At 68.3% G+C, this 23,313-nt stretch carries 19 protein-coding genes and 3 tRNA genes; 18 read left to right on the top strand and 4 right to left on the bottom strand.

What is annotated here, in order from left to right:
• Positions 1 to 68: 68 nt before the first annotated feature.
• The gene (locus DSM100685_RS00800) at positions 69 to 1,064 is read left to right on the top strand and encodes a D-isomer specific 2-hydroxyacid dehydrogenase family protein (RefSeq protein WP_152349469.1); all 996 of its coding nucleotides are present in this window, start codon (positions 69 to 71) and stop codon (positions 1,062 to 1,064) included.
• A gap of 509 nt (positions 1,065 to 1,573) precedes the next feature.
• On the opposite strand, the gene thrC is transcribed toward DSM100685_RS00800, so the two are convergent.
• Both thrC and DSM100685_RS00790 read right to left on the bottom strand, forming a co-directional pair.
• Positions 1,574 to 3,061 carry a threonine synthase gene (gene thrC, locus DSM100685_RS00795; RefSeq protein ID WP_152349468.1) on the bottom strand — a complete coding sequence of 496 codons (1,488 nt, stop codon included), beginning with the start codon at positions 3,059 to 3,061 and terminating at the stop codon, positions 1,574 to 1,576.
• 462 nt (positions 3,062 to 3,523) lie between these two features.
• Positions 3,524 to 4,399, bottom strand: a complete 876-nt coding sequence (locus DSM100685_RS00790) for a formate/nitrite transporter family protein (protein ID WP_204314178.1) — start codon at positions 4,397 to 4,399, stop codon at positions 3,524 to 3,526.
• A gap of 189 nt (positions 4,400 to 4,588) precedes the next feature.
• Between DSM100685_RS00790 and DSM100685_RS00785 the strand changes: the two genes are divergently transcribed.
• The 13 genes from DSM100685_RS00785 (at position 4,589) to DSM100685_RS00725 (ending at position 15,085) form a co-directional block, all read left to right on the top strand.
• Entirely contained in the window at positions 4,589 to 5,902 is a 1,314-nt protein-coding gene (locus DSM100685_RS00785) for a glutamate-5-semialdehyde dehydrogenase (RefSeq protein ID WP_152349467.1), read from the top strand.
• Positions 5,899 to 6,453 carry a phosphoribosylglycinamide synthetase gene (locus tag DSM100685_RS00780; RefSeq protein ID WP_152349466.1) on the top strand — a complete coding sequence of 185 codons (555 nt, stop codon included), beginning with the start codon at positions 5,899 to 5,901 and terminating at the stop codon, positions 6,451 to 6,453. Before DSM100685_RS00785 ends, DSM100685_RS00780 begins: the two co-directional genes overlap by 4 nt.
• Positions 6,450 to 7,181, top strand: coding sequence for a nicotinate-nucleotide adenylyltransferase (gene nadD, locus DSM100685_RS00775; protein ID WP_152349465.1), 732 nt, complete (start codon positions 6,450 to 6,452; stop codon positions 7,179 to 7,181). The genes DSM100685_RS00780 and nadD overlap by 4 nt, the downstream gene beginning before the upstream one ends.
• A 129-nt stretch (positions 7,182 to 7,310) precedes the next feature.
• Positions 7,311 to 8,333, top strand: coding sequence for a ribose-phosphate diphosphokinase (locus DSM100685_RS00770; protein WP_152349464.1), 1,023 nt, complete (start codon positions 7,311 to 7,313; stop codon positions 8,331 to 8,333).
• Between the two features lie 118 nt (positions 8,334 to 8,451).
• Positions 8,452 to 8,522: transfer RNA gene (locus DSM100685_RS00765), tRNA-Gln, on the top strand.
• Positions 8,523 to 8,611: 89 nt separating this feature from the next.
• A complete protein-coding gene (gene glmU / locus DSM100685_RS00760; protein WP_152349463.1) occupies positions 8,612 to 10,003 on the top strand; it encodes a bifunctional UDP-N-acetylglucosamine diphosphorylase/glucosamine-1-phosphate N-acetyltransferase GlmU in 1,392 nt (463 codons plus the stop codon).
• A gap of 4 nt (positions 10,004 to 10,007) precedes the next feature.
• On the top strand, positions 10,008 to 10,385 hold the full coding sequence (gene rsfS, locus DSM100685_RS00755; RefSeq protein WP_152349462.1) for a ribosome silencing factor: 378 nt from the start codon (positions 10,008 to 10,010) through the stop codon (positions 10,383 to 10,385).
• 49 nt (positions 10,386 to 10,434) lie between these two features.
• Positions 10,435 to 11,172 (top strand): histidine phosphatase family protein, encoded by a 738-nt coding sequence (locus DSM100685_RS00750; RefSeq protein ID WP_152349461.1) that lies wholly within the window; start codon positions 10,435 to 10,437, stop codon positions 11,170 to 11,172.
• Positions 11,173 to 11,406: 234 nt separating this feature from the next.
• On the top strand, positions 11,407 to 12,642 hold the full coding sequence (locus DSM100685_RS00745) for a hypothetical protein (RefSeq protein ID WP_152349460.1): 1,236 nt from the start codon (positions 11,407 to 11,409) through the stop codon (positions 12,640 to 12,642).
• Between the two features lie 53 nt (positions 12,643 to 12,695).
• Positions 12,696 to 13,409, top strand: a complete 714-nt coding sequence (locus DSM100685_RS00740; RefSeq protein ID WP_152349459.1) for a nitroreductase family protein — start codon at positions 12,696 to 12,698, stop codon at positions 13,407 to 13,409.
• Between the two features lie 79 nt (positions 13,410 to 13,488).
• Positions 13,489 to 13,561, top strand: a tRNA-Ala gene (locus DSM100685_RS00735).
• Between the two features lie 95 nt (positions 13,562 to 13,656).
• Positions 13,657 to 13,729, top strand: a tRNA-Ala gene (locus DSM100685_RS00730).
• A 585-nt stretch (positions 13,730 to 14,314) separates the two neighbouring features.
• Positions 14,315 to 15,085: a DUF1287 domain-containing protein gene (locus tag DSM100685_RS00725; protein ID WP_239512576.1), complete on the top strand. Its 771-nt coding sequence runs from the start codon at positions 14,315 to 14,317 to the stop codon at positions 15,083 to 15,085.
• A gap of 25 nt (positions 15,086 to 15,110) precedes the next feature.
• Here the strand turns inward: DSM100685_RS00725 and DSM100685_RS00720 are convergent, their stop codons facing one another.
• Entirely contained in the window at positions 15,111 to 16,031 is a 921-nt protein-coding gene (locus DSM100685_RS00720; protein WP_152349458.1) for a DMT family transporter, read from the bottom strand.
• A gap of 224 nt (positions 16,032 to 16,255) precedes the next feature.
• Between DSM100685_RS00720 and DSM100685_RS00715 the strand changes: the two genes are divergently transcribed.
• A complete protein-coding gene (locus tag DSM100685_RS00715; protein WP_152349457.1) occupies positions 16,256 to 16,660 on the top strand; it encodes a pyridoxamine 5'-phosphate oxidase family protein in 405 nt (134 codons plus the stop codon).
• A gap of 102 nt (positions 16,661 to 16,762) precedes the next feature.
• A complete protein-coding gene (locus DSM100685_RS00710) occupies positions 16,763 to 18,328 on the top strand; it encodes a S10 family peptidase (protein ID WP_152349456.1) in 1,566 nt (521 codons plus the stop codon).
• Between the two features lie 46 nt (positions 18,329 to 18,374).
• Here the strand turns inward: DSM100685_RS00710 and DSM100685_RS00705 are convergent, their stop codons facing one another.
• Positions 18,375 to 19,667 carry a class I SAM-dependent methyltransferase gene (locus DSM100685_RS00705; protein WP_152349455.1) on the bottom strand — a complete coding sequence of 431 codons (1,293 nt, stop codon included), beginning with the start codon at positions 19,665 to 19,667 and terminating at the stop codon, positions 18,375 to 18,377.
• A gap of 472 nt (positions 19,668 to 20,139) precedes the next feature.
• Between DSM100685_RS00705 and DSM100685_RS00700 the strand changes: the two genes are divergently transcribed.
• Positions 20,140 to 22,107 carry a DUF5696 domain-containing protein gene (locus DSM100685_RS00700; RefSeq protein ID WP_239512575.1) on the top strand — a complete coding sequence of 656 codons (1,968 nt, stop codon included), beginning with the start codon at positions 20,140 to 20,142 and terminating at the stop codon, positions 22,105 to 22,107.
• A gap of 119 nt (positions 22,108 to 22,226) precedes the next feature.
• Positions 22,227 to 23,177, top strand: coding sequence for a magnesium transporter CorA family protein (locus DSM100685_RS00695; RefSeq protein ID WP_152349454.1), 951 nt, complete (start codon positions 22,227 to 22,229; stop codon positions 23,175 to 23,177).
• The last annotated feature ends 136 nt before the right edge of the window (positions 23,178 to 23,313 follow it).

Below are 23,313 nucleotides of genomic sequence, written 5' to 3'. Positions count from 1 at the left end.
AACGGGCCGTGCGTTCGGGCGGAGGTCCGGGCAACGCGGAGCGCAGGAGGGGATATAGGATGGACGGCATGAAGATCGCTGCATTTGACGTAAGGGAAGACGAGCGCGCCGACTTCGCCGCGGCCGCCGAACGCACGGGCGTGGAAGTGGAACTGCACGCCGAACCGCTGTCCGCCACCAACGCGGAACTCGCGCGAGGGGCCGCCGGCGTGAGCGTGCTGGGCCACAGCCAGCTCGACGCGGACCTGATGGAGACGCTGCACGGCATGGGCGTGGACGTGGCCGCCACGCGCACCATCGGCGTGAACCACATTGACATGGACGCGGCCAAGCGGCTCGGCGTGGCCATCCTCAACGCCGACTACGCGCCCAACGGCGTGGCCGAATACACCGTCATGTTCATGCTGCTCGTGCTGCGCAACTACAAGCCGGCCCTGTGGCGCGGGCAGGTGTACGACTTCTCCCTCGAGGGCCTGCAGGGCCGCGAGATGCGCAACCTCACCATCGGCGTGATGGGCACCGGGCGCATCGGCCGCACGGTCATCCGCATCCTCACCGGCTTCGGCTGCCGCATCCTCGCGTACGACCCGTTCCCGAACCCCGAGGTGGCCAAGACGGCCGAGTACGTGGACCTCGGCACGCTGTACGCCGAATCCGACCTCATCACGCTGCACATGCCGCTCATCGAAAGCGGCCCCAACGCGAACCGGCACATCATCAACCGCGACACCATCGCGCGCATGAAGGACGGCGTGGTGCTCATTAACTGCGCCCGCGGCGAGCTCATGGACCTGGAGGCCCTGATCGACAACATCGAGGCCAAGAAGATCGGCGGGCTCGGGCTCGACACCGTGGAGACCGAGGAGGAGCTCATCCACCGCGACCGCCGCACCGACATCCTCACCAACCGCGGCATCGCCTACCTGCGCCAGTTCCCGAACGTGGTCATGACCCAGCACATGGCGTTCTACACGGACGCCGCAGTGCGCTCGATGGTCGATCATTCCGTGGAGGGCATCAGGGCCGTGGCCGAGACGGGAAAGTACCGCACGCGGCTGGTGTGAGCGTCGTCCGCGTCCCGGAGTTGTTGAGTCTCTGGGGCCTGACTCCGTCTCGGTGACCGGAGCCCCCGCACTCTGCGTCCCCGCGCCTCGAATCATACCGGGAGATATTATTTACGCCGTCTGCGGTGGGTGAGCGTACGTTTTCGTATCCGTGAGATACGGGAACGGACGCTCAGCGCCTCCGGATGGCGCAAAAAATATCCGTGCGATACGGAAGCGGACGCGTGGGACGGCTGAGCGGCGTAAATAATATCCACCCGATACGGAAACCGCCATTCGCCGTTCCCCAGCGGCGCAAATAATATCGTTGGATATTTTTCACACCGCAGACCGGAGTACAAACGGCGCAAAAAATATCGGTCCGATACTATGACGGACGCTCGGCGTGCCCCGGTGGCGCAAATAACATCGCCGGGTATTTTTACGCCACCGGCAATCGGCAAATGACGTAAAAAATACCCGGCGATGCGAACGAGGACGGACGGAAGACGCCGATCGGAAGCCGTCGGTCAGAGCGCGGCGGCCGCGTCCGCGACGAAGGACTCCATGCCGTCGATGGCGATGACGTCCCCGAAGCGCAAGTCGGCGGTCTCCAGCCCGCGCAGGGCCGCCGGGGCCTTGGTGCCGGTCGCCTCGGCGAGCGCGTCCATGCACGCGAAGTCCGTGCCGGTGGCGTCGAAGCCGAGCGCCTCGTTGACCACGCGCGGGAACTTGTACGGGCTCGCGGTGGACAGCAGCACGCGCGGGGTGAGCGGGTCGGCCGGCATCTGGCGCATGACGAAGTAGCCGCACGCGGTGTGCGGGTCGATCACGTAGCGGTTCTCGCGCCAGCAGTCGGCGATGGCCCCGCGCACCTGGTCCTCGTCGGCCCAGCCGCAGCCGAACACGCGGCGGATCTTGGCGAGCAGGTCCTCGGGGATCTCGTAGCAGCCGTAGTTCTTGAGGTCGTTCATGAGCATGGCGATCAGGCGCGTGTCGCCCTCGGAGAAGTAGTAGAGCATGCGCTCGAGGTTCGAGGAGACGAGGATGTCCATCGACGGGCTGATCGTCTGGAAGAACGGGCGGTTGCGGTTGTACGAGCCGGTGCGCAGGAAGTCGAACAGCACGTTGTTCTTGTCGGAGGCGACCACGAGGTGCTTGACCGGCAGGCCGAGGAGCTTGGCGTAGTAGCCGGCGAGCACGTCGCCGAAGTTGCCGGTCGGGACCACGAACTCGACCTCGTCGCCGGTGTTGATGACCTGCTGGCGCAGCAGCTGCGCGTACGCGGAGAAGTAGTAGACGACCTGCGGGACGAGGCGGCCCACGTTGATCGAGTTGGCGGAGGAGAGGACCACGTGCGAGTCCGCGGCCAGCCTGTCGGCGAGCTCGCGGTCGCCGAAGATGCGCTTGACGGCGGACTGGGCGTCGTCGAAGTTGCCCCTGACGGCGGCGACCTTCACGTTGGAGCCGGTCTGCGTGGTCATCTGCAGCTCCTGCACCTCGCTGACCTTGCCCTCCGGGTAGAACACGGTGATGCCGGTGCCCGGCGCGTCCGCGAAGCCCGCCAGCGCGGCCTTGCCGGTGTCGCCGGAGGTGGCCGTGAGGATCATGATCTTCTCGTCCGGGTCCCCGCCCGCCGGCGTGGCGCGGGCCATGAAGCGCGGCAGGATCTGCAGGGCCACGTCCTTGAACGCGGAGGTCGGGCCGTTGAACAGCTCGAGCACGAAGTCGTCGCCCAGCGGCTTCAGCGGCGTGATCTCCGGGTCCGCCCACTGGTCGCCGTACGCCTCGGCGATGCACGCCTTCAGCTCGTCGGCCGTGTAGTCGGGCAGCAGCGCGCCGAGCACGTCGAGCGCGATCTCCTGATAGCTCTTCGCGGCGATGTTCGCGAGGTCCACGCGGGTCTCGCCCAGCGAGTCGGAGACGAACAGGCCCCCGTCGTCGGCGATGCCCTTGCGGATCGCCTGCTTGGCGGTGAGCGAATCGGTGGTGCTGCGCGTGCTGTGGAAGGTGGTCACGGATGCGTCCTTTGCTGGTGGTTCAGGGACTGATGAGTACCAATCAGTGTAACGAACGCGCGCTACGAACGGGCCGTCGCGTCCGGCATATGCCCAATCCTCGCGCTGTGCGATCGCGGAATCGGGCGACGGCGAGGCAGCCGATGGGCCGTCGTCCCCGGCGCCTTGGGCGGAGACGGGCGGGCCGGACGGGGTTGCGGGGAATCGAACCCCGGTCCGCATGGGCCGCGCGGGCCGGGGGCCGACGCGGCCGTCATCTGGAAATCCCGTGGCGTGGGGCGGCGACGAAATGTGTGAAAAGGCCATGGAAAAAGGTCAAGGTCATGGAAAGGCGCGGCCCCCGAAACGGGAAACCGCGCCTTGCGTCGCACGAGGACGGGAGGAACGGGCGGAACGGATGAAACGCCGGAGCCGACGGCCCTCGTTACGGTCAGTCCCGGTGGCGATCAGCCCCTGTGACGGTCAGTCCTTGTGATGCCCCTGCACGAACCAGTAGGCGAGGCCGACGAAGATCGCGCCGCCCACGATGTTGCCCAGCGTGGCCGCGGACAGGTTGTACAGGACGCCGCCCACGTTCACCACGGACGGATCCGCGCCGGAGCCGGGCAGCGCGTAGCCGGACAGCTTCGCGACCAGACCGACGGGAAGGAAGAACATGTTCGCCACGCAGTGCTCGAACCCGCACGCCACGAACGCGCTGATCGGCAGCAGGATGCCCAGCACCTTGTCCGCCACGGAACGCGCCGCGAAGCCGATGCGCACCGCCAGGCACACGAAGATGTTGCACAGGATGCCGCGGAAGAACAGCGTGAACCAGTCGGGCGAGATCTTCGCCGCGGCCACCGCGATCGCCGTCGTGCCGGCCGCGCCGCCGTTCAAGTCCAGAATGCCCGCCGCGCTCACCAGCACCACCGCCACGGCCGCGCCCAGGAGGTTGCCGACCCATACGATCGCCCAGTTCTTGAGCATCGCGCCCCAGCCGATCCGGTGCTCCATCGCGCCGGAGACCATGAGCGAATTGCCCGTGAACAGCTCCGAGCCGCAGCACAGCACCAGCACCAGGCCCAGGCAGAACGCCAGGCCGCCCAGCAGCTTGCCCGCCGCGAACGACAGCGACGAATCCGACGTCACCACAATGAAGAACAGCGCGCCGAACCCGATGAACGCGCCCGCGAACATCGCCGACACCAGCAAACGCGGCAGCGGCGTCGCCACCTTCTTCTCCGCGGCCGCGTCCACGGCCTCCTCAACCTGACCCGGCGTCAGCGCGTTCACCGACGGCTGACCCTGCGACGACTGCGACATGGCCACAATCCCTTTCTCCACCCCGGCCGCCATGACCGGATGCTACATTGCCAGCCCACCACCATACCCCGTGAGGCCCGGACGCGAACCGTGTTGCCAACGGTTTGCCCCGGCGCCGGCCGAAGCCGGCGGCGAACCGCAAGGCAGGGGTGCGACTATCATCAAGCCCCATAGCCTTTCCGGCCCCAACGCACAGGAAACGCACAGGAAGGGGAAACCGACATGGCCACCACAGCCGCGCCCGCGGACGCGCCCGACCAGCGCGTCCAGCGCGAGGTCAACGCGATCGCCGACCGCGCCGCCGAAGCGCAGACCGCGCTCGCCCAAGCCAACAGCGAAGCCAAGAACGAACTGCTCGACGCCATCGCCGACGCGCTCGACGCCCACGCGGGCGACATCGCCGCCGCCAACGACCTCGACATGGCCGAGGCCTTCGGCTCCGGCATGGACCAGGGCAAGCTCGACCGCCTCAAATTCGGCGTGGAGCGCATCGCCGCCACCGCGAAGGGCGTGCGCGACGTGGCCGCCCTGCCCGACCCCGTCGGCGAAATGGTCCGCGGCCGCAACCTGCCCAACGGCATGCGGCTCAACCAGGTGCGCGTGCCCATCGGCGTGGTCGGCATGATCTACGAGGCCCGCCCCAACGTGACCGTGGACGTGGCCGCCCTGTGCCTCAAATCCGGCAACGCCGCCATCCTCAGGGGAGGCCACGCCGCCGAACGCACCAACGCCGCCACGCTCAAGGTCATCGCCGCCGTCCTCGCCGACCACGGCTTCAGCCCCGACCTCGTCGCCACCGTCGACCCATACGGCCGCGACGGCGCCACCGCCATGATGGAGGCCCGCGGCCACATCGACCTGCTCGTGCCCCGCGGCGGAGCCGGCCTCATCCAAGCCGTCGTGCGCAACTCCAAGGTGCCCGTCATCGAAACCGGCGCCGGCAACGTGCACATCTACGTGGACCGCTCCGCCGACCTCGCCAAGGCCATCCCCGTCATCCTCAACGCCAAGACCCAGCGCGTCGGCGTGTGCAACGCCGCCGAAAAACTCCTCGTCCACCGTGACGTGGCCGCCGAATTCCTCCCCATGGCCGCCGCCGCGCTCGCCGAGAAGGACGTGGAGCTGAGGGCCGACCGCGAGGCGTTCGACATCATCGACGCCGCCGGCATCGAGCCGCTGGACCTCGAGCACGCCGTCGAGGAGGACTGGGACACCGAATATCTGGCCCTCAGGATGGGCGTCAAGGTCGTCGGCTCGCTCGACGAGGCGATCGCGCACATCAACGCGCATTCGACCGGGCACACCGAAGCCATCCTCGCCGAGGACTATTCGGCCATCGAGCGCTTCACGCGCCGCATCGACTCGGCCGTGGTCATGGTCAACGCGTCCACGCGCTTCACCGACGGCGGCATGTTCGGACTCGGGGCGGAGCTCGGCATCTCCACGCAGAAGATGCACGCCCGCGGGCCCATGGGGCTCGAGGAGCTGACGACGACCAAGTGGATCGGATACGGAACGGGGCAGGTGCGCGCATGAACGACGACGTGATGAAGGTGCTGGACGTGGATGTGACCGACCAGAAGCTCGGCTTCAAGGTCGCCTCCGAGCGGCTGAGCATGGTCCGCTACGTGTTTCTGGTGCAGATCGAGGACGGCATCGCCACCGCGGAGCAGCGCGCCTCGCTCGAATACGCGGACGCCGTGCTCATCCGCTGGCCCGACGAGCACGCGCCCGAGGTGGCCACGCTCGATGCGCCGCAGCTCAAGGTGGTGCGCGAGCAGATGCAGATGATGGAGCAGTACATCGGCAAGTTCCGCACCATGGAGCGCGAGGGCGACATCGACGGCATGACGGACACGCTCATCCGCATCACCGAGCGCGTGGCCGAGGTGCGCCGCCTGTTCCAGCCCGACTTCCCGCTGCCCACGTTCGCGGAGATCCGCCGCGTGGTGCAGGACGAGTGGGACGAGGAGATGAACCGGATCGATCCGGGCGACGGCGACCCGACCGCCGAGCAGATGGAGCGCGAGACCCGCGCCGAGGACTCCGAGGCCCAGCAGGCCGCCGACCGGGAGCGGGCCGCATGAGCGCCGACAACGCCGAAACCTCCGCAACCATCGACAACGCGGCGAACGCCGTGCGCCGCATGTCCGACCTGTCGGCCCTCTCCGGGGCTCGGGCGGGGGAGCGCACCTCCGCGCGCGGCAACCGCCACGCCGTGCCCCGCATCGGCATCATGGGCGGCACGTTCGACCCGATCCACAACGGGCACTTGGTGGCGGCCTCGGAGGTCGCGTGGGTGTACGACCTCGACGAGGTGATCTTCGTGCCCACCGGCCGCCCGGTCTTCAAGCTCGACAAGCACGTCACCAACGCGGAGGACCGCTATCTCATGACGGTCATCGCCACCGCGTCGAACCCGAAGTTCACCGTCTCGCGCGTGGACATCGACCGTCCGGGCGTGACCTACACCATCGACACGCTGCGCGACATCCGGGCCCTGCGGCCCGACGCCGAGCTGTTCTTCATCACCGGCGCGGACGCCGTGGCGGAGATCGTGCGCTGGAAGGACGCCGACCGCATGTGGGACCTGGCGCACTTCGTGGCCGTCACGCGCCCCGGGTACTCCTCGAGCATCAAGGGCCTCAACATCGACGCGCTGCCGGCGGGCAAGGTGGACCTGCTCGAGATCCCCGCGCTGGCCATCTCCTCGACGGACGTGCGCCGCCGCAGCCAGGCGGGGGAGCCGGTGTGGTACCTCGTGCCCGACGGCGTGGTGCAGTACATCGGCAAGCACGGCCTGTACCGGCGGTAGGCGGCGGACGGGGACGCCGGACCGTTCACCGGGCGGACACCTCGCCGACACCGTCCCGTCGCCGCCGGTCTGCGGCGATCGTTACACTGTGGAAAGTCAACAACTACGCGACGTCGACGTTTGGAGACCATGGTGAGCGCAATCCTTGAAGGAAAGCCCGATAAAAACCTGATTCTGGTGACCGGCAGGGCCCATCCCAAGCTGGCAACGGACGTGGCCGAGCAGCTCGGCATCGAAGTGCTGGAGACCACGGCCTACGATTTCGCCAACGGCGAGATGTACGTGCGCTACACCGAATCGGTGCGCGGCGCGGACGTGTTCGTGCTCCAGACGCATTCCAACCCGGTCAACAAGGCCATCATGGAGCAGATCATCATGATCGACGCCCTCAAGCGCGCGTCGGCCCGCTCCATCACCGCCGTCTGCCCGCTGCTGGGCTACTCCCGCCAGGACAAGAAGCACCGCGGCCGCGAACCCATCTCCTGCCGTCTGGTCTTCGACCTGCTCGCCACCGCCGGCGCCGACCGCATCATGAGCGTGGACCTGCACGCCGCGCAGTCCCAGGGCTTCTTCGACGGTCCGGTGGACCACCTCATCGCCATGCCGGTGCTCGTCGACTACATCCGCGACCGCTTCCGCGGCCAGCTGGACAACGTCGCCGTCGTCTCCCCGGACGCCGGCCGCATCCGCGTGGCCGAGCAGTGGGCGCAGCGCCTCGGCGGCGGCCCGCTCGCCTTCGTGCACAAGACCCGCGACATCACGCGCCCGAACCAGGCCGTCGCCAACCGCGTCGTGGGCGACGTCAAGGGCAAGGACTGCGTGCTCGTGGACGACCTCATCGACACCGCCGGCACGATCGCCGGCGCCTGCAACGTCCTCAAGGACGCCGGCGCCAACTCGGTGACCGTGGTCGCCACGCACGGCGTGTTCTCCGGCCCCGCCATCGAGCGGCTCAAGGGCTGCGGCGCGCGCGAGGTCGTCGTCACCGACACCGTGCCGATCCCGGACGAGAAGCGCTGGGAGGGCCTCACCGTCCTGTCCATCGCCCCGCTGCTGGCCAGCGCCATCCGCGCCGTGTTCGACGACGGTTCCGTGGCCGAGCTGTTCGACACCTACCCGGAGCACCACGGGCAGGGCTTCCTGTTCGCCTGACGCCGTCCGCGCGCCCGACCGCCGCCGGGCGGCCCGTTCCGGCCCCGCGGCCGGCGCGTGTCACGGGCGGTCCACGCGTATGGCATAATAAACACTTGGCGGGTTTCACCCGCCGCTTTCCCCCATGGTGTAATGGCAGCACACGGGTCTTTGGAACCCTTTGTCTTGGTTCGAGTCCAGGTGGGGGAACTCGCCGGGAATCGGGCCGTTTCGCTTCGAGCGTTCGAGGCGGGCGGCCCGATTTCCGTATCCGACACCATCGAAAGGACCTTCATTCCATGGAGCTTTCAGCCGCCATCATCCTCGCCGCGGGCGAAGGGACCCGCATGCGTTCCGCCACGCCGAAGGTGCTGCACACCTTCGCCGGCAAGACCTTCCTGAACCGGGTGATGGACTCCGTCGCCGCGCTGGACGCGGGCACGCTCGCCGTCGTCGTGCGCTATCAGGGCGAGCGCGTGGCCGAGGCGGCGCGGTCCTACGATCCGGACGCGATGATCGTCGAGCAGGACGAGATCCCCGGCACCGGCCGCGCCGTGCAGTGCGCGATGGCGCAGCTCACCGCCGCCGCGAAGGACGGGCTCCACGGCCCTGTGCTCATCGCCGCCAGCGACATGCCGCTGCTCGACGCCGGCACGCTGCGCTCCCTCGTCGAATTCCACGAGTCGAACCGCAACGGCGCCACCGTGCTCACCACCCGCCTCGACGACCCCACCGGCTACGGGCGCATCATCCGCGACCAGGACGGCTCGGTGCTGCGCATCGTCGAACAGCGCGACGCCAACGAAAGCGAACTGGCCGTGCGCGAGGTGAACACCTCCGTGTACGTGTTCGAGGCCGACGTGCTCGAGCGTGCCATCGCCGGGCTCGACGCCAACAACGCGCAGGGCGAGTTCTACCTCACCGACGCGCTCGAAACCGCCCGCGGGCTGGGCCTGCGCGTGGGCGCCTTCGCCGCGCCCGACTCCCTGAGCGTGGAGGGCGTCAACGACCGCGTGCAGCTCGCCGCGCTCGCCAAGGCGCACAACCGCCGCATCTGCGAGCGCTGGATGCGCGAGGGCGTCACCATCCTCGACCCGGACACCACGTGGATCGACGACGACGTGCGGCTCGGCCGCGACGTGACCGTGCTGCCCGGCTCCTTCCTGCAGGGACGCACCGTCGTCGCCCCCGAGGCCGTGGTCGGCCCGTACACCACGCTCATCGACGCGACCGTGGACGAAGGCGCGCACGTGGAGCGCTCCCGCGTGCAGGAAAGCCACATCGGCGCCCGCGCGAACATCGGCCCGTGGACCTACATGCGCCAGGGCAACGACCTCGGTCCGGACACCAAGGCCGGCGCGTTCGTGGAGATGAAGAAGGCGCACATCGACGAGGGCACCAAGGTGCCGCACCTGAGCTACATCGGCGACGCGCACCTCGGCTCGCACACCAACATCGGCGGCGGCACCATCACCGCCAACTACGACGGCGTGCACAAGAACCACACCGAAATCGGCTCCAACGTGCACGTGGGCGCGGGCAACCTGTTCGTGGCCCCCGTCGAGGTGGGCGACGGCGTGACGACCGGCGCCGGCAGCGTGGTGCGCCACGCCGTGCCGGACGACGCCATGGTCTACTCCGAGAACACCCAGCACGTCGTCGAGGGCTGGAAGCCCGCCTGGGAGCGCTGATCGCATGACCGCACTGCAAAGCTCCATCGACGCCGTCCGCATCGCCGCGCGCGCCGCGGACAAGATGAAGGCCACCGACATCGTCGCCTTCGACGTGTCGCAGGCCCTCGGCATCACCGACGCGTTCCTCATCGCCTCCGCCTCCAACGAGCGCCAGGTGCTCGCCGTGGCCGAGGAGATCGAACGCCAGCTGCACGAGCAGGCCCACCTCGACGCCAAGACGCGCGAGGGCCTCACCGAGGCGCAGTGGGTGCTGCTCGACTACGGCGATTTCGTCATCCACGTGATGCATGATGAAACGCGGGAATTCTACGGCCTCGAACGCCTGTGGAAGGACTGCCCGTCCATCGGGCTGGACCTGCCGCAGGAGCAGGCGGCCTGACCGCGCGGCGGATCGGACCCCGCGCGCAGCGAAGACGAAAGGCGGACGCATGGCATCGATAACGGACCTGTACGGCGACACGGAGCACCGCCACCCCGACCACGTCGGCTCGGTGATCCTCGTGCGGCACGGCCGCACCGCGTACAACCTTGCCGGCCGTTTCCAGGGCCAGGTGGACATCCCGCTCGACGAAACCGGCATGTGGCAGGTGAGGCAGACCGCCGCCGCGCTCAAGTCCCTGTACGTGGACCGCAGGCCCGGCACCAAGCAGCTCGTCGTATGCTCCGACCTGTCCCGCGCCGCGGCCACCGCGCACGCCTTCGCCGATCCGCTCGGCCTCGAGGTGCATCCGGACGAGCGCGTGCGCGAACGCAGCTTCGGCGACTGGGAGGGCGTGGCCGTGACCGACCTGCGCGAACGCTATCCCGAGGACTACCGCTCCTACGCCAACTGGGAGGGCGGCGAGCTCAACCACGGTGCCGAACGCCGTCACGACGTGGGCGCGCGCGGCGTCGCGGCCCTCAACGACTGGGCGTACCGCGCGGGAAGCGACACCACGCTGTTCGTGTTCTCGCACGGCGCGTGGATCTCGCAGGTCGTCTACACGCTGCTCGGCGAGGCGAGCGACAATCCGAACTACTGCGGCGTCGTCTCCATGCGCAACGCGCACTGGGCGAGGCTGTCCCTGACCAACGTGGCCGACGGCACCGAGCGCTGGCGGCTCGTGGACTACAATCACGGTCCGGCCGCCGCGGACACCGAGCAGTGGGACAATCCCGCGCTGTGAACCGCGCCATGCGGCCCGCGCACCCCATGCTGTAAGCCGTATGTGAGGATTCTGAAAATGACGGCCCCCGTTGGCGGGCCCGGGGCGTAATCCCCAGCGTTTCCGCGGCCGGACGTGCTATGTTGCCTGATTGCATAACTGTTGTATTCGAGGTTCCGCACGCCCGGCCACGCCGGACGCGGAGGAGGTCGTTGGTTGAAAGGTTTCTTCCGGAACATTTCGTGGGTCCCCATCGTGGCCGGCGCATTGGCCGCCGTCACATCGTTTTTGCTGTCCGCCCAAATCGGCCTGGCCGGTTCGGTGATCGGCGTGGCGGTCAGCTCCATCGTCACCGCCATTTCCTCGCAGATCTACCAGAACGTGCTGCGCGACTCCACCAAGAAGATCCAGCGGACCGTGGGCGTCGGCGGCGGATCGGCCGACGCCGAAAGCGCGGATGACGCCACGTCCGGCGAGAGCGCCAAGGACGGCAAAGACAACAAGGCGGCGGGCGAATCCGGCGCCGGCGATTCGGCCGCCGTGGCCGCCGCGGATGCCGTGGCTGCCGGCAGCGCCGATTCCGACGACGTCGCCGGAATCGGCGGGAAGCCGACATCGGAGGATGCCGACGCCGGCCGCGTGATCGTCGGCGAGGCGGGGGAGACCGGGGGAGGGAACGAATCCGGCAGCTCCGCCCGGCGCGGACGCGTGGCCGGTTCGCCCCGCGTCATCGAGGCGTCCACGTCGCTGCCGCCGACCGTCACGCCGCAGCAGCGACGCCGCGCCGAAAGCGTGCTCAACGCCAGCCGCACCGCCGCGCGTCGCAAGCGCGCCGCCATCGTGATCACCATCGCGAGCGCCCTGCTCGCCGTGGCCGCGTCCTCCGCGGTGATCATGCTCGTGACGAACGGCAGGGGCACCGACTCCGTGGTGCGCGACATCGTCCGCCCCACCGCCACCACGTCCGTCACGGCCAAGCCCACCGCGAGCGCGTCGGCGTCCGCCTCCGCCAGCGAATCGAAGGAATCCACGTCGGAGAAGACGGAGGGCGCGATGGGCGGTGAGTCCACGTCCGAACCGACGTCCAGCGCCTCGCCCACCAGCACCGGCGACGCCACGACCGGCTCCGGCACGTCCGGAAGCGGCACGACGTCCGACTCCACGGGCAACGGCGACTCGTCGTCCAGTTCAAATTCCGGCTCGTCGGGCTCGTCCTCGAATTCCGGTTCCTCCACGTCCGGTTCGAATTCGGGGACCACGGGCTCGGGCTCGTCGGGCTCCGGCACGTCGGGCTCGTCGTCCAATTCCGGTGCCTCCACATCCGGCTCCACTTCCGGAACCACGGGCTCGGGCTCGTCGGGCACGTCGGGCTCCGGCACGTCGGGCTCATCGTCGAATTCGGGTTCATCAAGCAACAAGAACTCGTCCAATTCGGGATCCAACAACTCGGCCTCCGACGAGGAGAGCGAAGTCACCACGTCGGAGAACTGACGCCTGGGCGGCGGTCGTTCGCCGCCGCTATGGTGGGGACGGAAGGAGAACGCATGAACATCATCGAAGCCATGTCCGAGCGCCATGCCGTGCGCGATTACAGCGACCGCCCGATCGACGGGGCCGTGCTGGACTCCCTGCGCGCGTTGATCGCCGAGCTCAACGAGCGACACGATCTCAACATCCAGCTGGTGCATGACGACGGTGACGCGTTCGGCGAATGCCCCACGCACTACGGCCGCTTCAAGGGCGTGCGCTACTGCATCGCGCTCGTCGGCCCCGAGCACGGCGATCCGGCCGCATTGGACGAGCGCGCCGGCTACTGCGGCGAGCGGCTGGCCCTCGAGGCCGTCGCCCTCGGCCTCGACACCGGCTGGGCGGTGCTCCACGAGTCCACCGAGCACAGCGGTGCATGGAGCATCGCGGACGGGGAACGCATGCCCGCCGTGATCGCCATCGGCCACGGCAACCGCCCGGGCCGTCCGCACCGCAGCAAGCCCGTCGAGGATCTCGGCGCGGTGGAGAACGCCGACGGTTCCGCCTCCGGTTCGCTGGACGGCGCCCCCGAATGGTTCGTCAAGGGCCTTGAGGCCGTGCAGCTCGCGCCGAGCGCGCTGGGCAAGCAGCCGGTGCGCTTCACGCTGCTCGCGGACGGAAGGACCGTGCGGGGCGAGGCGCTCGACGGCGTGCAGGCGGAGATTTGTCTGGGCGTGGCCAAGCTGCACTTCGAGCTCGGAGCCGGAGGGGATAATTTCGTCTGGGCATAGGGCACGGAGCGTGTGCGACACGCAGGATTTGCTTCTTCGGCAAAGATGAGTATACTCATTCGAGTTGCTTGAAGAGCACGGGGCTATGGCGCAGCTGGTAGCGCATCTCCATGGCATGGAGAGGGTCAGGGGTTCGAATCCCCTTAGCTCCACGATGCGAAGCCTTTGCGATCGGTGGATGTCGAGGGTTTCGCCGCCGGACTTGCGGCAGGCCGTGCGGGGCTTGCGGAGTCCGATAACTTCACACGGGGCTATGGCGCAGCTGGTAGCGCATCTCCATGGCATGGAGAGGGTCAGGGGTTCGAATCCCCTTAGCTCCACGAACAATACGGAAGCCGGAGACCTTGGAAACAGTGGTCTCCGGCTTTTCTCATGCCGCCTTGCCGACCTTGTCTGGGCGCATTTTGGGTACACTTTTCTTAAGTAGCAGGTCGTTCATGGCCTGTCCCCATGCGGTCCGGATCGAGGTCGTCGTCGAACATTCCGCGCAATGATGGCATGGCCCGGGCGGATGAAATGCCCTTCCCATCGATTTCGCCATCGATTTCGCCTTCGCCCGAATGCGGCTTCCGCTCCTCTTTCCGCCTGCGTCCCCTTGCGACACTGGATCCGCTCAATCCGCATGGCTTACCGCGTGGAATGAGCGAATCCAGTGCGCTGGGACGTGTTTTCGCCGCTCACATACTGGATTCGCTCAATCCACGGGAATCAAGGCTCGGATTGAGCGAATCCAGTGCCGGAAGGCACATATGGGGGAGAGACGCCGCCGGGCCGCCTATGATGATGGCCACAGGACTTGCTTTTGGACGGAACGGGGATCGGCCATGATACGTAAACGCGCAAAGGGGAACGGCGGCGATGAAGCCGGACGCGCGCTCGTCCCGCGTTCGCGGACGAAGACGAGGATGGCAATCGCGGTCGCATTGGTCGTCGTGCTGGCGCTCGGAGTCCTGACCGCGGGCGGCATGGCCGCGTACCGGGCGTGGAACCCGTGGGGCGACCTGCTGGGCGGCATCCCGGGAATCGGCGTCGCGGGCAGCGCCGCCAACGCCGTGGGCGGCAGCGCCAACGCCGTGGGCGATACGAATCCGCTGTCGATCACGCCAAGCGCGACGGACTACAACGGCGACGGCGTGGACGACACGACCGAGATCGTCGCCGGCGCACGCAAGGACGCCGAGGCGGTGCCCGCGTACGACGACGGCTACTATGCGGGCGGCTATCCGCCGGCGGACCGCGGCGCGTGCACCGATCTGGTGTGGCGTGCGTTCCGCGAGGCCGGCTACGACCTCAAGGCCATGGTGGACGCGGACGTGGCGGCGAACCCGAAGGCGTACGCTGCGGTTGCGCCCAAGGCGGACCCGAACATCGACTTCCGCCGCACCGGCGTGCTCGACGTGTTCTTCAAGCGATACGGCCAGTCATTGAGCCTCGACCCGGCGGACCGCGGCCAATGGCAGCCCGGCGACATCGTGGTGTTCGAGACGACCAGGCACATCGCCGTCGTCTCCGACAGGGCGAGCCGTGCGACCGGCACCCCGTATCTGCTGCACAATATGGGGGACGACAACCGGGACAACGACTATCTGGATTCGCCGAACCGCATGGCCGTGACGGGCCACTACCGCTTCGACGCGTCCAAGGTGCTGGCGGACGCGCTCAGGGCGTGGAAATGAAATAGGAGAGAACGAAGGAAGACGGTCAGTCCCCGCGCTTCCTGATGATTGACAGCAGCACGGCGGCGAAGATGAGCGAGAAGCCGACCACCGAGTTCCATGTGATCGCCTCGCCCCAGAACAGGACGGAGAAGGACACGGCGAACAGGCTCTCCGTGCACATGATGATCGACGCCTGCGAGGGCGGCACGTGCGCGAGCCCGATGTTCTGCATGATCTGCGCGGTCATGGTGGCGCCGAGGAACAGATAGAGGAACGCGACGACGACACTCGGCTCCAGCCACGCGGCGTTCGGCGCCGGCTCGGTGACGAGCGCGCCCGCAATGAACAGGACGCCGGCCACGAAGAACTGCACCCAGGTGACGGCGATCGGGTGGAACCGCTTGGCGTACACGCCCAGGAACGTGAGGTTGAACGCGAAGACCACGGCCGTGGCGATGGTCAGCCAGTCGCCAACGCCGAGCGCGAACGAGCCGCCGTTCCTGAGCGACACGAAGCCCACGCCGGTCAGGCAGATCACGGCGGCCACGAGGTTGATCGCACCGGGGCGGGTCTTGGTGACGAGCCACGAGGCGAACGGCGTGAGCACGCAGTAGGCGGCCGTGAGGAACGCGCTGCGTCCCGGATCGATGGTCTGAAGGCCGATGGTCTGCGTGACCATGGTGCCCCAGTACGTCACGCCGGAGACGAGGGCCGGCACGATGATCGCCGGTTTGAGCGCCGGCAGGATGCTGCGGTGGAACAGCGCGAGCATGACCGTGCAGGCGCCGAGCACGCGGATGCCCATGAGCCACTGCGGCGGGATGGCGGCGATGGCGAACTTGGCGACCAGATAGCTGCCGCCCCACAGGGCCGCGCAGGCGAGCAGCATGAGCCTCGCCAGATTCGGCGGGAACGTGCGCGACCACTTGCTGCGCAACTGCTGGAACCGACTGCGGACCGCCATGGGATCTTTCTCCTTGTTGCTGAATGCCTCGTTGCGGACACTCATACGATAGTCGGCGGCGTGTCCGACCGGGACGTTCGGCGCGGCGCGGCGGAAACGGACCCGGCGGACGGGACCGTGATGTTGCCCACAATGAAACGCCGTGCGTCGGCGCCCCGGATTCGGTACGCTTGACCGTGAGACAACGACCACGGGTCAAACACCGCTTTCGAAAGGAGCCACGCATGGCAACCATCACCCCGGAGATCAAGGAATTCATTGAGAACAACCTCGGCTGGATCTCCACCGTGTCCAAGGACGGCGAGCTGGACCTCGGCCCGAAGATGAGCCTGTTCGTGCTCGACGACAACCACATCGCCTACCACGAGCGCACCGCCGGCCAGGCCTACCAGAACCTCAAGGACGGCTCCCCGCTCGTCATCGCCTTCGCGAACCTCGCCGAGAAGAAGGGCTACCGCTTCCGCGGCAACGTCGTCCTGCACGTGGACGACGACATCTACGCCGCCCAGGTGAAGGTCGCCGAGGAGAAGGGCACCAAGAAGCCCGCCGTGATCCCCGTGCTCGAGGTCACCGAGATCCAGGACCTCGCCTCCGGCGCCAACGCCGGCAAGACCATCGCCAAGGACTGATCCTCCGCTTTCCGTCCGCCCCTTCCCGTCGCCCAGTCGTGCGGGGAGGGGCGGAATCGTATCCGCACCGAACAACGACTGACCAACGAAAGGAACGCAACCATGACCGACCAGCAGGGCGCCGCCAAGGAGGGCGCGAAGGAGCCCGAGGACAAGCGCAACGGGCTGCCCGAGCCCGTGAGGCACACCACGCGCCACGGCATCACCATCGACGGGCGCGAATGGACGTACGACGCCACCGTCGGCACGCTCGACATCGACGCGGGCAAGGTCAAGCCCGCCGCCAGCATCTTCTACGCGGCCTTCACCGCCGTGGACCCCGCGACCGACGGCCCGGACCGCACGCGTCCGGTCACGTTCATCTTCAACGGCGGCCCCGGCTCGTCCACCACCTTCCTGCTCATGGGCTCGCTCGCCCCCAAGCGCATCAGCGTGCCGGACGCGGCGCCCGTGCCCGCCGCGCCCTACGCGCTCGTGGACAACGCGTACACGCTGCTGCCTGTCTCCGACCTCGTGTTCATCGATGCCGCCGGCGCCGGCTTCTCGCAGATCGCCGAGAAGGCCAAGGCCGAGCTGTGGAGCGTGGACGGCGACGTGAGGGGCTTTTCCGCGTTCATCCGCCGCTGGCTGAGTGCCAACCACCGCTGGAACTCCCCGAAGTACGTGCTCGGCGAATCGTACGGCACCACGCGCGGCGCCGCGCTCGCGTACCGCCTCCAGTCCGACGGCGTGGCCCTGAACGGCCTGACGCTCATCTCGAACATCCTCGACTACTCGTTCACGCTCGACACGGGCGACCAGTACTACATCGGCTACTTCCCGACGTTCGCCTCCGTGGCCAAGTACCACGGCCGCGCCGCGTCCGACGAGGAGCTGGACGCGCACCTCAAGGCCGCCCGCGCGTTCGCCAACGGCCCGCTGCGCCTCGCCCTCGCCATGGGCGCATCGCTCGACCCGGCCGCCAAGCGCCGCGTGGCCGAGCGCTACGCCGAGCTGACCGGTCTGGACGCGCAGTACGTCTACGACTCCGACCTGCGCGTGGTGGACATGCGCTTCCGCAAGCAGCTGCTGCGCGACGAGGACAGGATCGTGGGCCGCTACGACGGACGCGTGGCCGGCTACGACCTCGACCGCATGAACGACGAGGAGACGTTCGTGGTGGACGACGCGTTCCTCGACCCGGCCTACTCGTCGCTCGCCAACGCGTACCTGCGCGACGAGCTCGGCTGGCGGGGCGAGGAGGAGCGCCGCGGGTTCGCCGACTTCGACTGGGACGCCACCGAGCCGGGCAAGGGCTGGACGTGGTGGCACACGCAGCCGGACATGACCAAGAGCTCGTGGGGTCCGAAGATCCCGTTCCCGAACGTCGTGCCGGACCTCGCCGCCGCGATCGCGCACCAGCACACCCTCAAGGTGCTCATCGGCAACGGCGTGTACGACCTGTGCACCCCGTTCTTCCAGACCGAGTACGACATCGACCACCTCGGCCTGCCCGAGGCGCTGCGCGGCAACGTGGCGTTCACGTACTACCCGGCCGGGCATATGCTCTACAGCAGCGAGGAGAGCCTCAGGAAGTTCACCGCCGACCTGACCCGTTTCTACGCGGCCGGCGTGGCGGACCTGCCCGCGCTGAGCGAGCGTCCCGCGCCCGAGCAGCCTGCGCTGTAGGCCGCGGTCGTTGATTCGCCGCCGGCGGGTCGGCGGGCGGCGGCGGTCAGCGGGCCTTGCGCGTCACGTAGATGACGTGCGCGCCGTCCGCCCGCGTGGTGGCGAACAGGTAGCGGTCGCCGCCGTCGCGCAGCTTGAGCTTCTTGCGCAGCTGCGCGACGGCGAGCGGGAAGTTGCGCACGGCCACGTTCGCCCGGTCGATGCCGGCGAGCGCGGCCCTGAGCTCCCGCTTGTTCATGGTGGTGACCGCGTCGACGGCGAACGTGCGGCCGGGGAAGTCCGCGGCCGGCCCGCCGTCTCCTTCGTCTCCGACGCCGACGTACAGGTGGCTGTTCGGGGCGACCTGCGCGACCGGGAAGAGGCGGGACAGCAGCGCGAAGCAGCCGGCCTTCATGATGGAGGCATTCGGTTCATAGAGATACGTACGTACGTCCGTACCCTTGGGGGCGGGCTGGCTGCCGGGAACGGGTTCCGCCGCCGCGGATTTCCCGTCGTTCTCCTCGCCGAGCGCGTACTCAAGCCGCTGCCCGTCGTTGACACACACGACCCACACGTCGTCCGCGTCCGTGGGACGCCGGCGCAGCACGACGAGCAGCTCCTTGCACTCGTTGCCGGTGGACACGATGTGCACTTCGGACACCGCGCCGGAGAAGTCGGCGACCGTCTTGCGCCAGTCGAGCATGGGGGAGAGCTTGACCATCGCCACCGGGGCCACGGCCAGCAGACGGTCCTTCAGGGCGAGCACGTCGGGCGTGCAGTCGGCGATCGCGTACGTGCGCGAACCGTGTTCGTCGCGTCGCGCCGGATCCGCGAACACCATCGAGGCGGCGTCGTCCGGCAGGCCGTCCAGATATTCGACCGCGTCGCCGTGCACGATTCGCACGTGCTCCAGCCCCAGCGCCGCCATATTGTGCCGGGCCAGTTCGCACAGGTTGTCCTGCCGCTCCACGTAGACCGCCCGGCCGAACGCGCGGGCCATGTACGAGAAGTCCACGCCGAACCCGCCGGTCAGGTCGACGAGCGTGCCACCCGTCCCGCCCGCCGCGTCCGCGCCGCGCGCGGCCAGCAGCCGTTCCGCGAGCCGCGCCTTGTACCGCGCCGTGAACTGCGACGAGCACTGCTCCATGGCCAGATGCGGCGGGTACACGATGCCCTCGCACGCCGCCCACTCGGGCAGTTTGGTGCGCGCCCTCGCCCGGCCCGCGATCTGGTCGAGCGCGAACGGCAGATCCACGCCGTCCGTCCGCCCCGGCCGCAACGCCAGCTCGCGCACGTCCTCGTCCCGGTGCGCGGCGATGAACGCGCGGGTCTGATCGGTGATGGTGTCCAAAGTCGGCATGCGGCCATTGTAACGGGCGAAGCGCATGGGGCGGTTTGGAGTCGCCCCGCGGCCGGATCGGTCCTTTCCCCCGGCCGTCCTCCGGGCGTTTGGGCTCCTCCGCGGCGCGGCCAGTTCCGTACCGTCCGTTCCGTACCCGCCGAGGCTCCGTTTGCGTGCCGCCCCGTCCGCGCATTGACCCGCCCGTGATTGTGCCGGGCGCGTCCGCCTTCGGATGATTGCGGCTTTCCGCGCGGCGGGGCGTGACGTTGGCCGTGACGCAGTCCGTCCTGCGGCCTTGGGCCGTGACGCCGCACGGGCGACGCCGGCGGCACGGCGGAATGAACGGCTCGGAAACGGCTTGATTCCAACGTTCCGCGCAATCCGTGACCGTGACCGGCCGGTCCGTGTCACGGCCAACGTCACGAAACGGCCACGGTCGCACCGCATGTCACGCCCGCGCGGGCCGCCCCGCATTGCTACAGTGTCGCCCATGAGCATGCACAACGAACCGATCGACGAACCGATCACCCGCTCCTGCGGCGGCACCACCATCAGCCTCGACCCCGCCACCCTCGCGCTCACCGTGGAGCGCGGCGGACACGTCTGGCGCACCGCCGCCGGCGTTGAACCGACCATCGAGCTCGACGACGACGCGCACACGCGCATCCCATTCGCCCGAGCCGCAAGCATCAGCCACGAAACGCGCTCCTTCGGCACCGGCGAGGGCATCGTCTCGCACTTCGCGCGCATCCCCGGACTGCCCGGCCTCGCCTTCGACGCGTTCGTGTGGGTCGAGGCGAGCGGCGGCGACGTGATCGCCGAATGGATTCCGACCGTCGAATGCGAGGCGTACCCCGCGCCCATAACCGCCGTCCGCTGGCCCGTGCCCTTCGCGTTCGACGAGCCGCGCGCCGACTGGGGCACGCTCATCACCCACTGCCAGGGCACGCTCATCCCCAACGACTGGCCGAACGCGACCGGCCCCATCCCGTTCAACGGCCGGTTCGGCACCGAAGGCGGATACATGCCGTTCCTCGCCCAGCTGCGCGGCGGAGCGCTGAAAACGGACGGACGCGCGGACGCGCTGCTGACCATCTGCGAAACCCCGTGGAACGCCGGCTACGAGATCGACCACCCCGCCGGCGGCCCCTACACGCACGCGGGCGTCTGGTTCGAGCCGAGCCTCGGGCGCATGGACTACCGCCGCGTGCTGCGCCTGCGCGTGCTCGAAGGCGACTGGGCCACCGTCACCGGCGCGGCCAAGGCGTACCGGCGTTATGCGGCCGAGCACGGCAACCTGCGCACCCTCAGGGAGAAGGCCGCCGCCAACCCGTCCGTGAACGACCTCGCGGGCGCGATGTGGGTGCACGTGGGCGCCAAAACCGTCGTCCAGCCCGACTCCCGCTTCTGGGACGCCGAGCACCCGGAGAACAACCACGGCCTCACCACGTTCGCCCAGCGCGCCAAGGAGCTCGAGGTGCTGCACGGCTTCGGTGTGGAGAAGCTGTACATGCACCTGGACGGCTGGGGACAGCCCGGCTACGACAACGCGCACCCCGACTACACGCCCGCCTGCGCCGAGGCCGGGGGATGGGCGGGCCTGAAGGCGCTCGCGGACACCGCCCACCGGCTCGGCTACCGGTTCGGCCTGCACGACCAGTACCGCGACTACTACTACACCGCCGCCAGCCACGACCTCGCCAACGCGGTCATGCTGCCGGACGGCTCCTTCCCCGAGCACGCGCTGTGGGCCGGCGGGCGGCAGAACTACCTGTGCGCCGAGCTCGCGCCCGACTACGTGAAGCGCAACTACCGCGAGATCGCGGCGAACGGCGTGGAGCTCGACGGCACCTACCTCGACGTGTTCACCTGCAACGAGGGCGACGAATGCGCGAACCCCGCCCACCGCATGACCCGCCGCGACTGCCTCGCCAAGCGCGCCGAATGCTTCGACTGGCTGCTCGCGCAGGGCATCCTCACCAGCTCCGAGGAGGTGTCCGACTGGGCCGTGCCGAGCCTCGTGTTCTGCCACTACGCGCCCTACGACTTCCAGATGCGCAGGCCCGGCGAGCCCCGCGACGGCGTCCCCGTGCCGCTGCAGAACCTCGTCTACCACGACTGCGTGATCGAACCGTGGATGATGGACCGCGTGGAGGGCGGCGAGGACTACATGCCCTACGCGCTGCTCAACGGCGGGGCGCCCTACCTCATCCGCGACGCCGCCTACGCCGGCTTCGACGGCGACATCGACGACGCGAAGGTCGCCGAGCTCAGGGAGTCGATCGAGCGGTGCCGCGAGGTGGCCCGCCTGCACGAACGCGTGGCCATGGAGGAGATGACCGGCTTCGCGTTCGTGGACGGCGACCCGAACGTGCAGCGCACCGAGTTCGCGGACGGCACCGCCGTCACCGCGGACCTCGCCGACGGCACGTGGCGGGTGGACTACGGGAAAAGGTGAACGTCCGCTGAATTCGTCCCCCTCGGCGCGGCACGCGTCCCGAGGGGGACTATCCTAGAGCGAGGTTAACGGCGGGGCGGGCCCCGCGCACGGAACGAACGGGAGGCGGGTGAAAGACCATGTTGCGCATCTTCAGCACCATCAACGGCCAAGTGGAGCAGATCGGCAAACCCGAGAACGGTTCGTGGCTGTGTCTGTCCGAACCGACCGACGTGGAGCTCGCCACCGTCGCCTCCCAGACCGGCATCGACCTGGCCGACCTCAGGGCCCCGCTGGATGATGAGGAACGCTCGCGCGTGGACGTCGAGGACGGCTACACCATGGTCATCGTGGACATCCCGACCGTGGAGGAGCGCGGCGGGCGCGACTGGTACGAGACCATCCCGTTGTCGATCATCGTCACCGAGGGGCTCATCATCACCGTGTGCATGCAGGACACCCCGGTGCTCCACCCGTTCATGGAGGGCACGATCCGCGGGTTCAACACGTTCATGAAGTCGCGGTTCATCCTGCAGATCCTGTACCGCAACGCCACCATGTACCTGCGCTACCTGCGCATCATCGACCGCGAGAGCGACAAGCTCGAACTGAAGCTCCGCCACTCCATGCAGAACCGGGAGATCCTCTCGCTGCTCGAGCTGAGCAAGACCTTGGTCTACTTCGCCACGTCCCTCAAGTCGAACGAAATCGTGCTCGAGAAGCTGGGCACGCTGGCGCGCATCAAGCAGTACCCGGAGGACGCCGACCTGCTCTCCGACGTCATCACCGAGAACAAGCAGGCCATCGAGATGGCGAACATCTACAGCGGCGTTCTCGCGAACATGACCGACGCGTTCGCCTCGATCGTGTCCAACAACCTCAACAACGTGATGCGCATCTTCACCATCATCTCCATCACGTTGTCCATCCCCACGCTCGTGTTCTCCATGTACGGCATGAACTTCCAGGAGGGCATGCTCGGCATGCCGTTCAGCGACAAGCCGTGGGGCTTCGCCGTGGTGATCCTCATCTCGCTGGCCGTGTCCGCCGTGGTGACGTGGTTCCTCACCCGCTCGCGCATGTTCAAGTGACCGTCCCAAGCGGCCGCGTGGCGTCCAAATGCCGTCCGCATTGTGGACTCTTGGCCGCGATCTCGTCCGCGACTATACCAATCCGTTACAAATCCGTGTTAGCCTGACCCTCCGTTAGCGCAAGGCTGGACGCCTG

The sequence above is a fragment of the Bifidobacterium avesanii genome (assembly GCF_009299475.1).
Lineage (GTDB): Bacteria > Actinomycetota > Actinomycetes > Actinomycetales > Bifidobacteriaceae > Bifidobacterium > Bifidobacterium avesanii.
The sequence above is the reverse complement of the archived record's forward strand: the minus strand, read 5'-3'. Positions and strand labels throughout refer to the sequence as shown.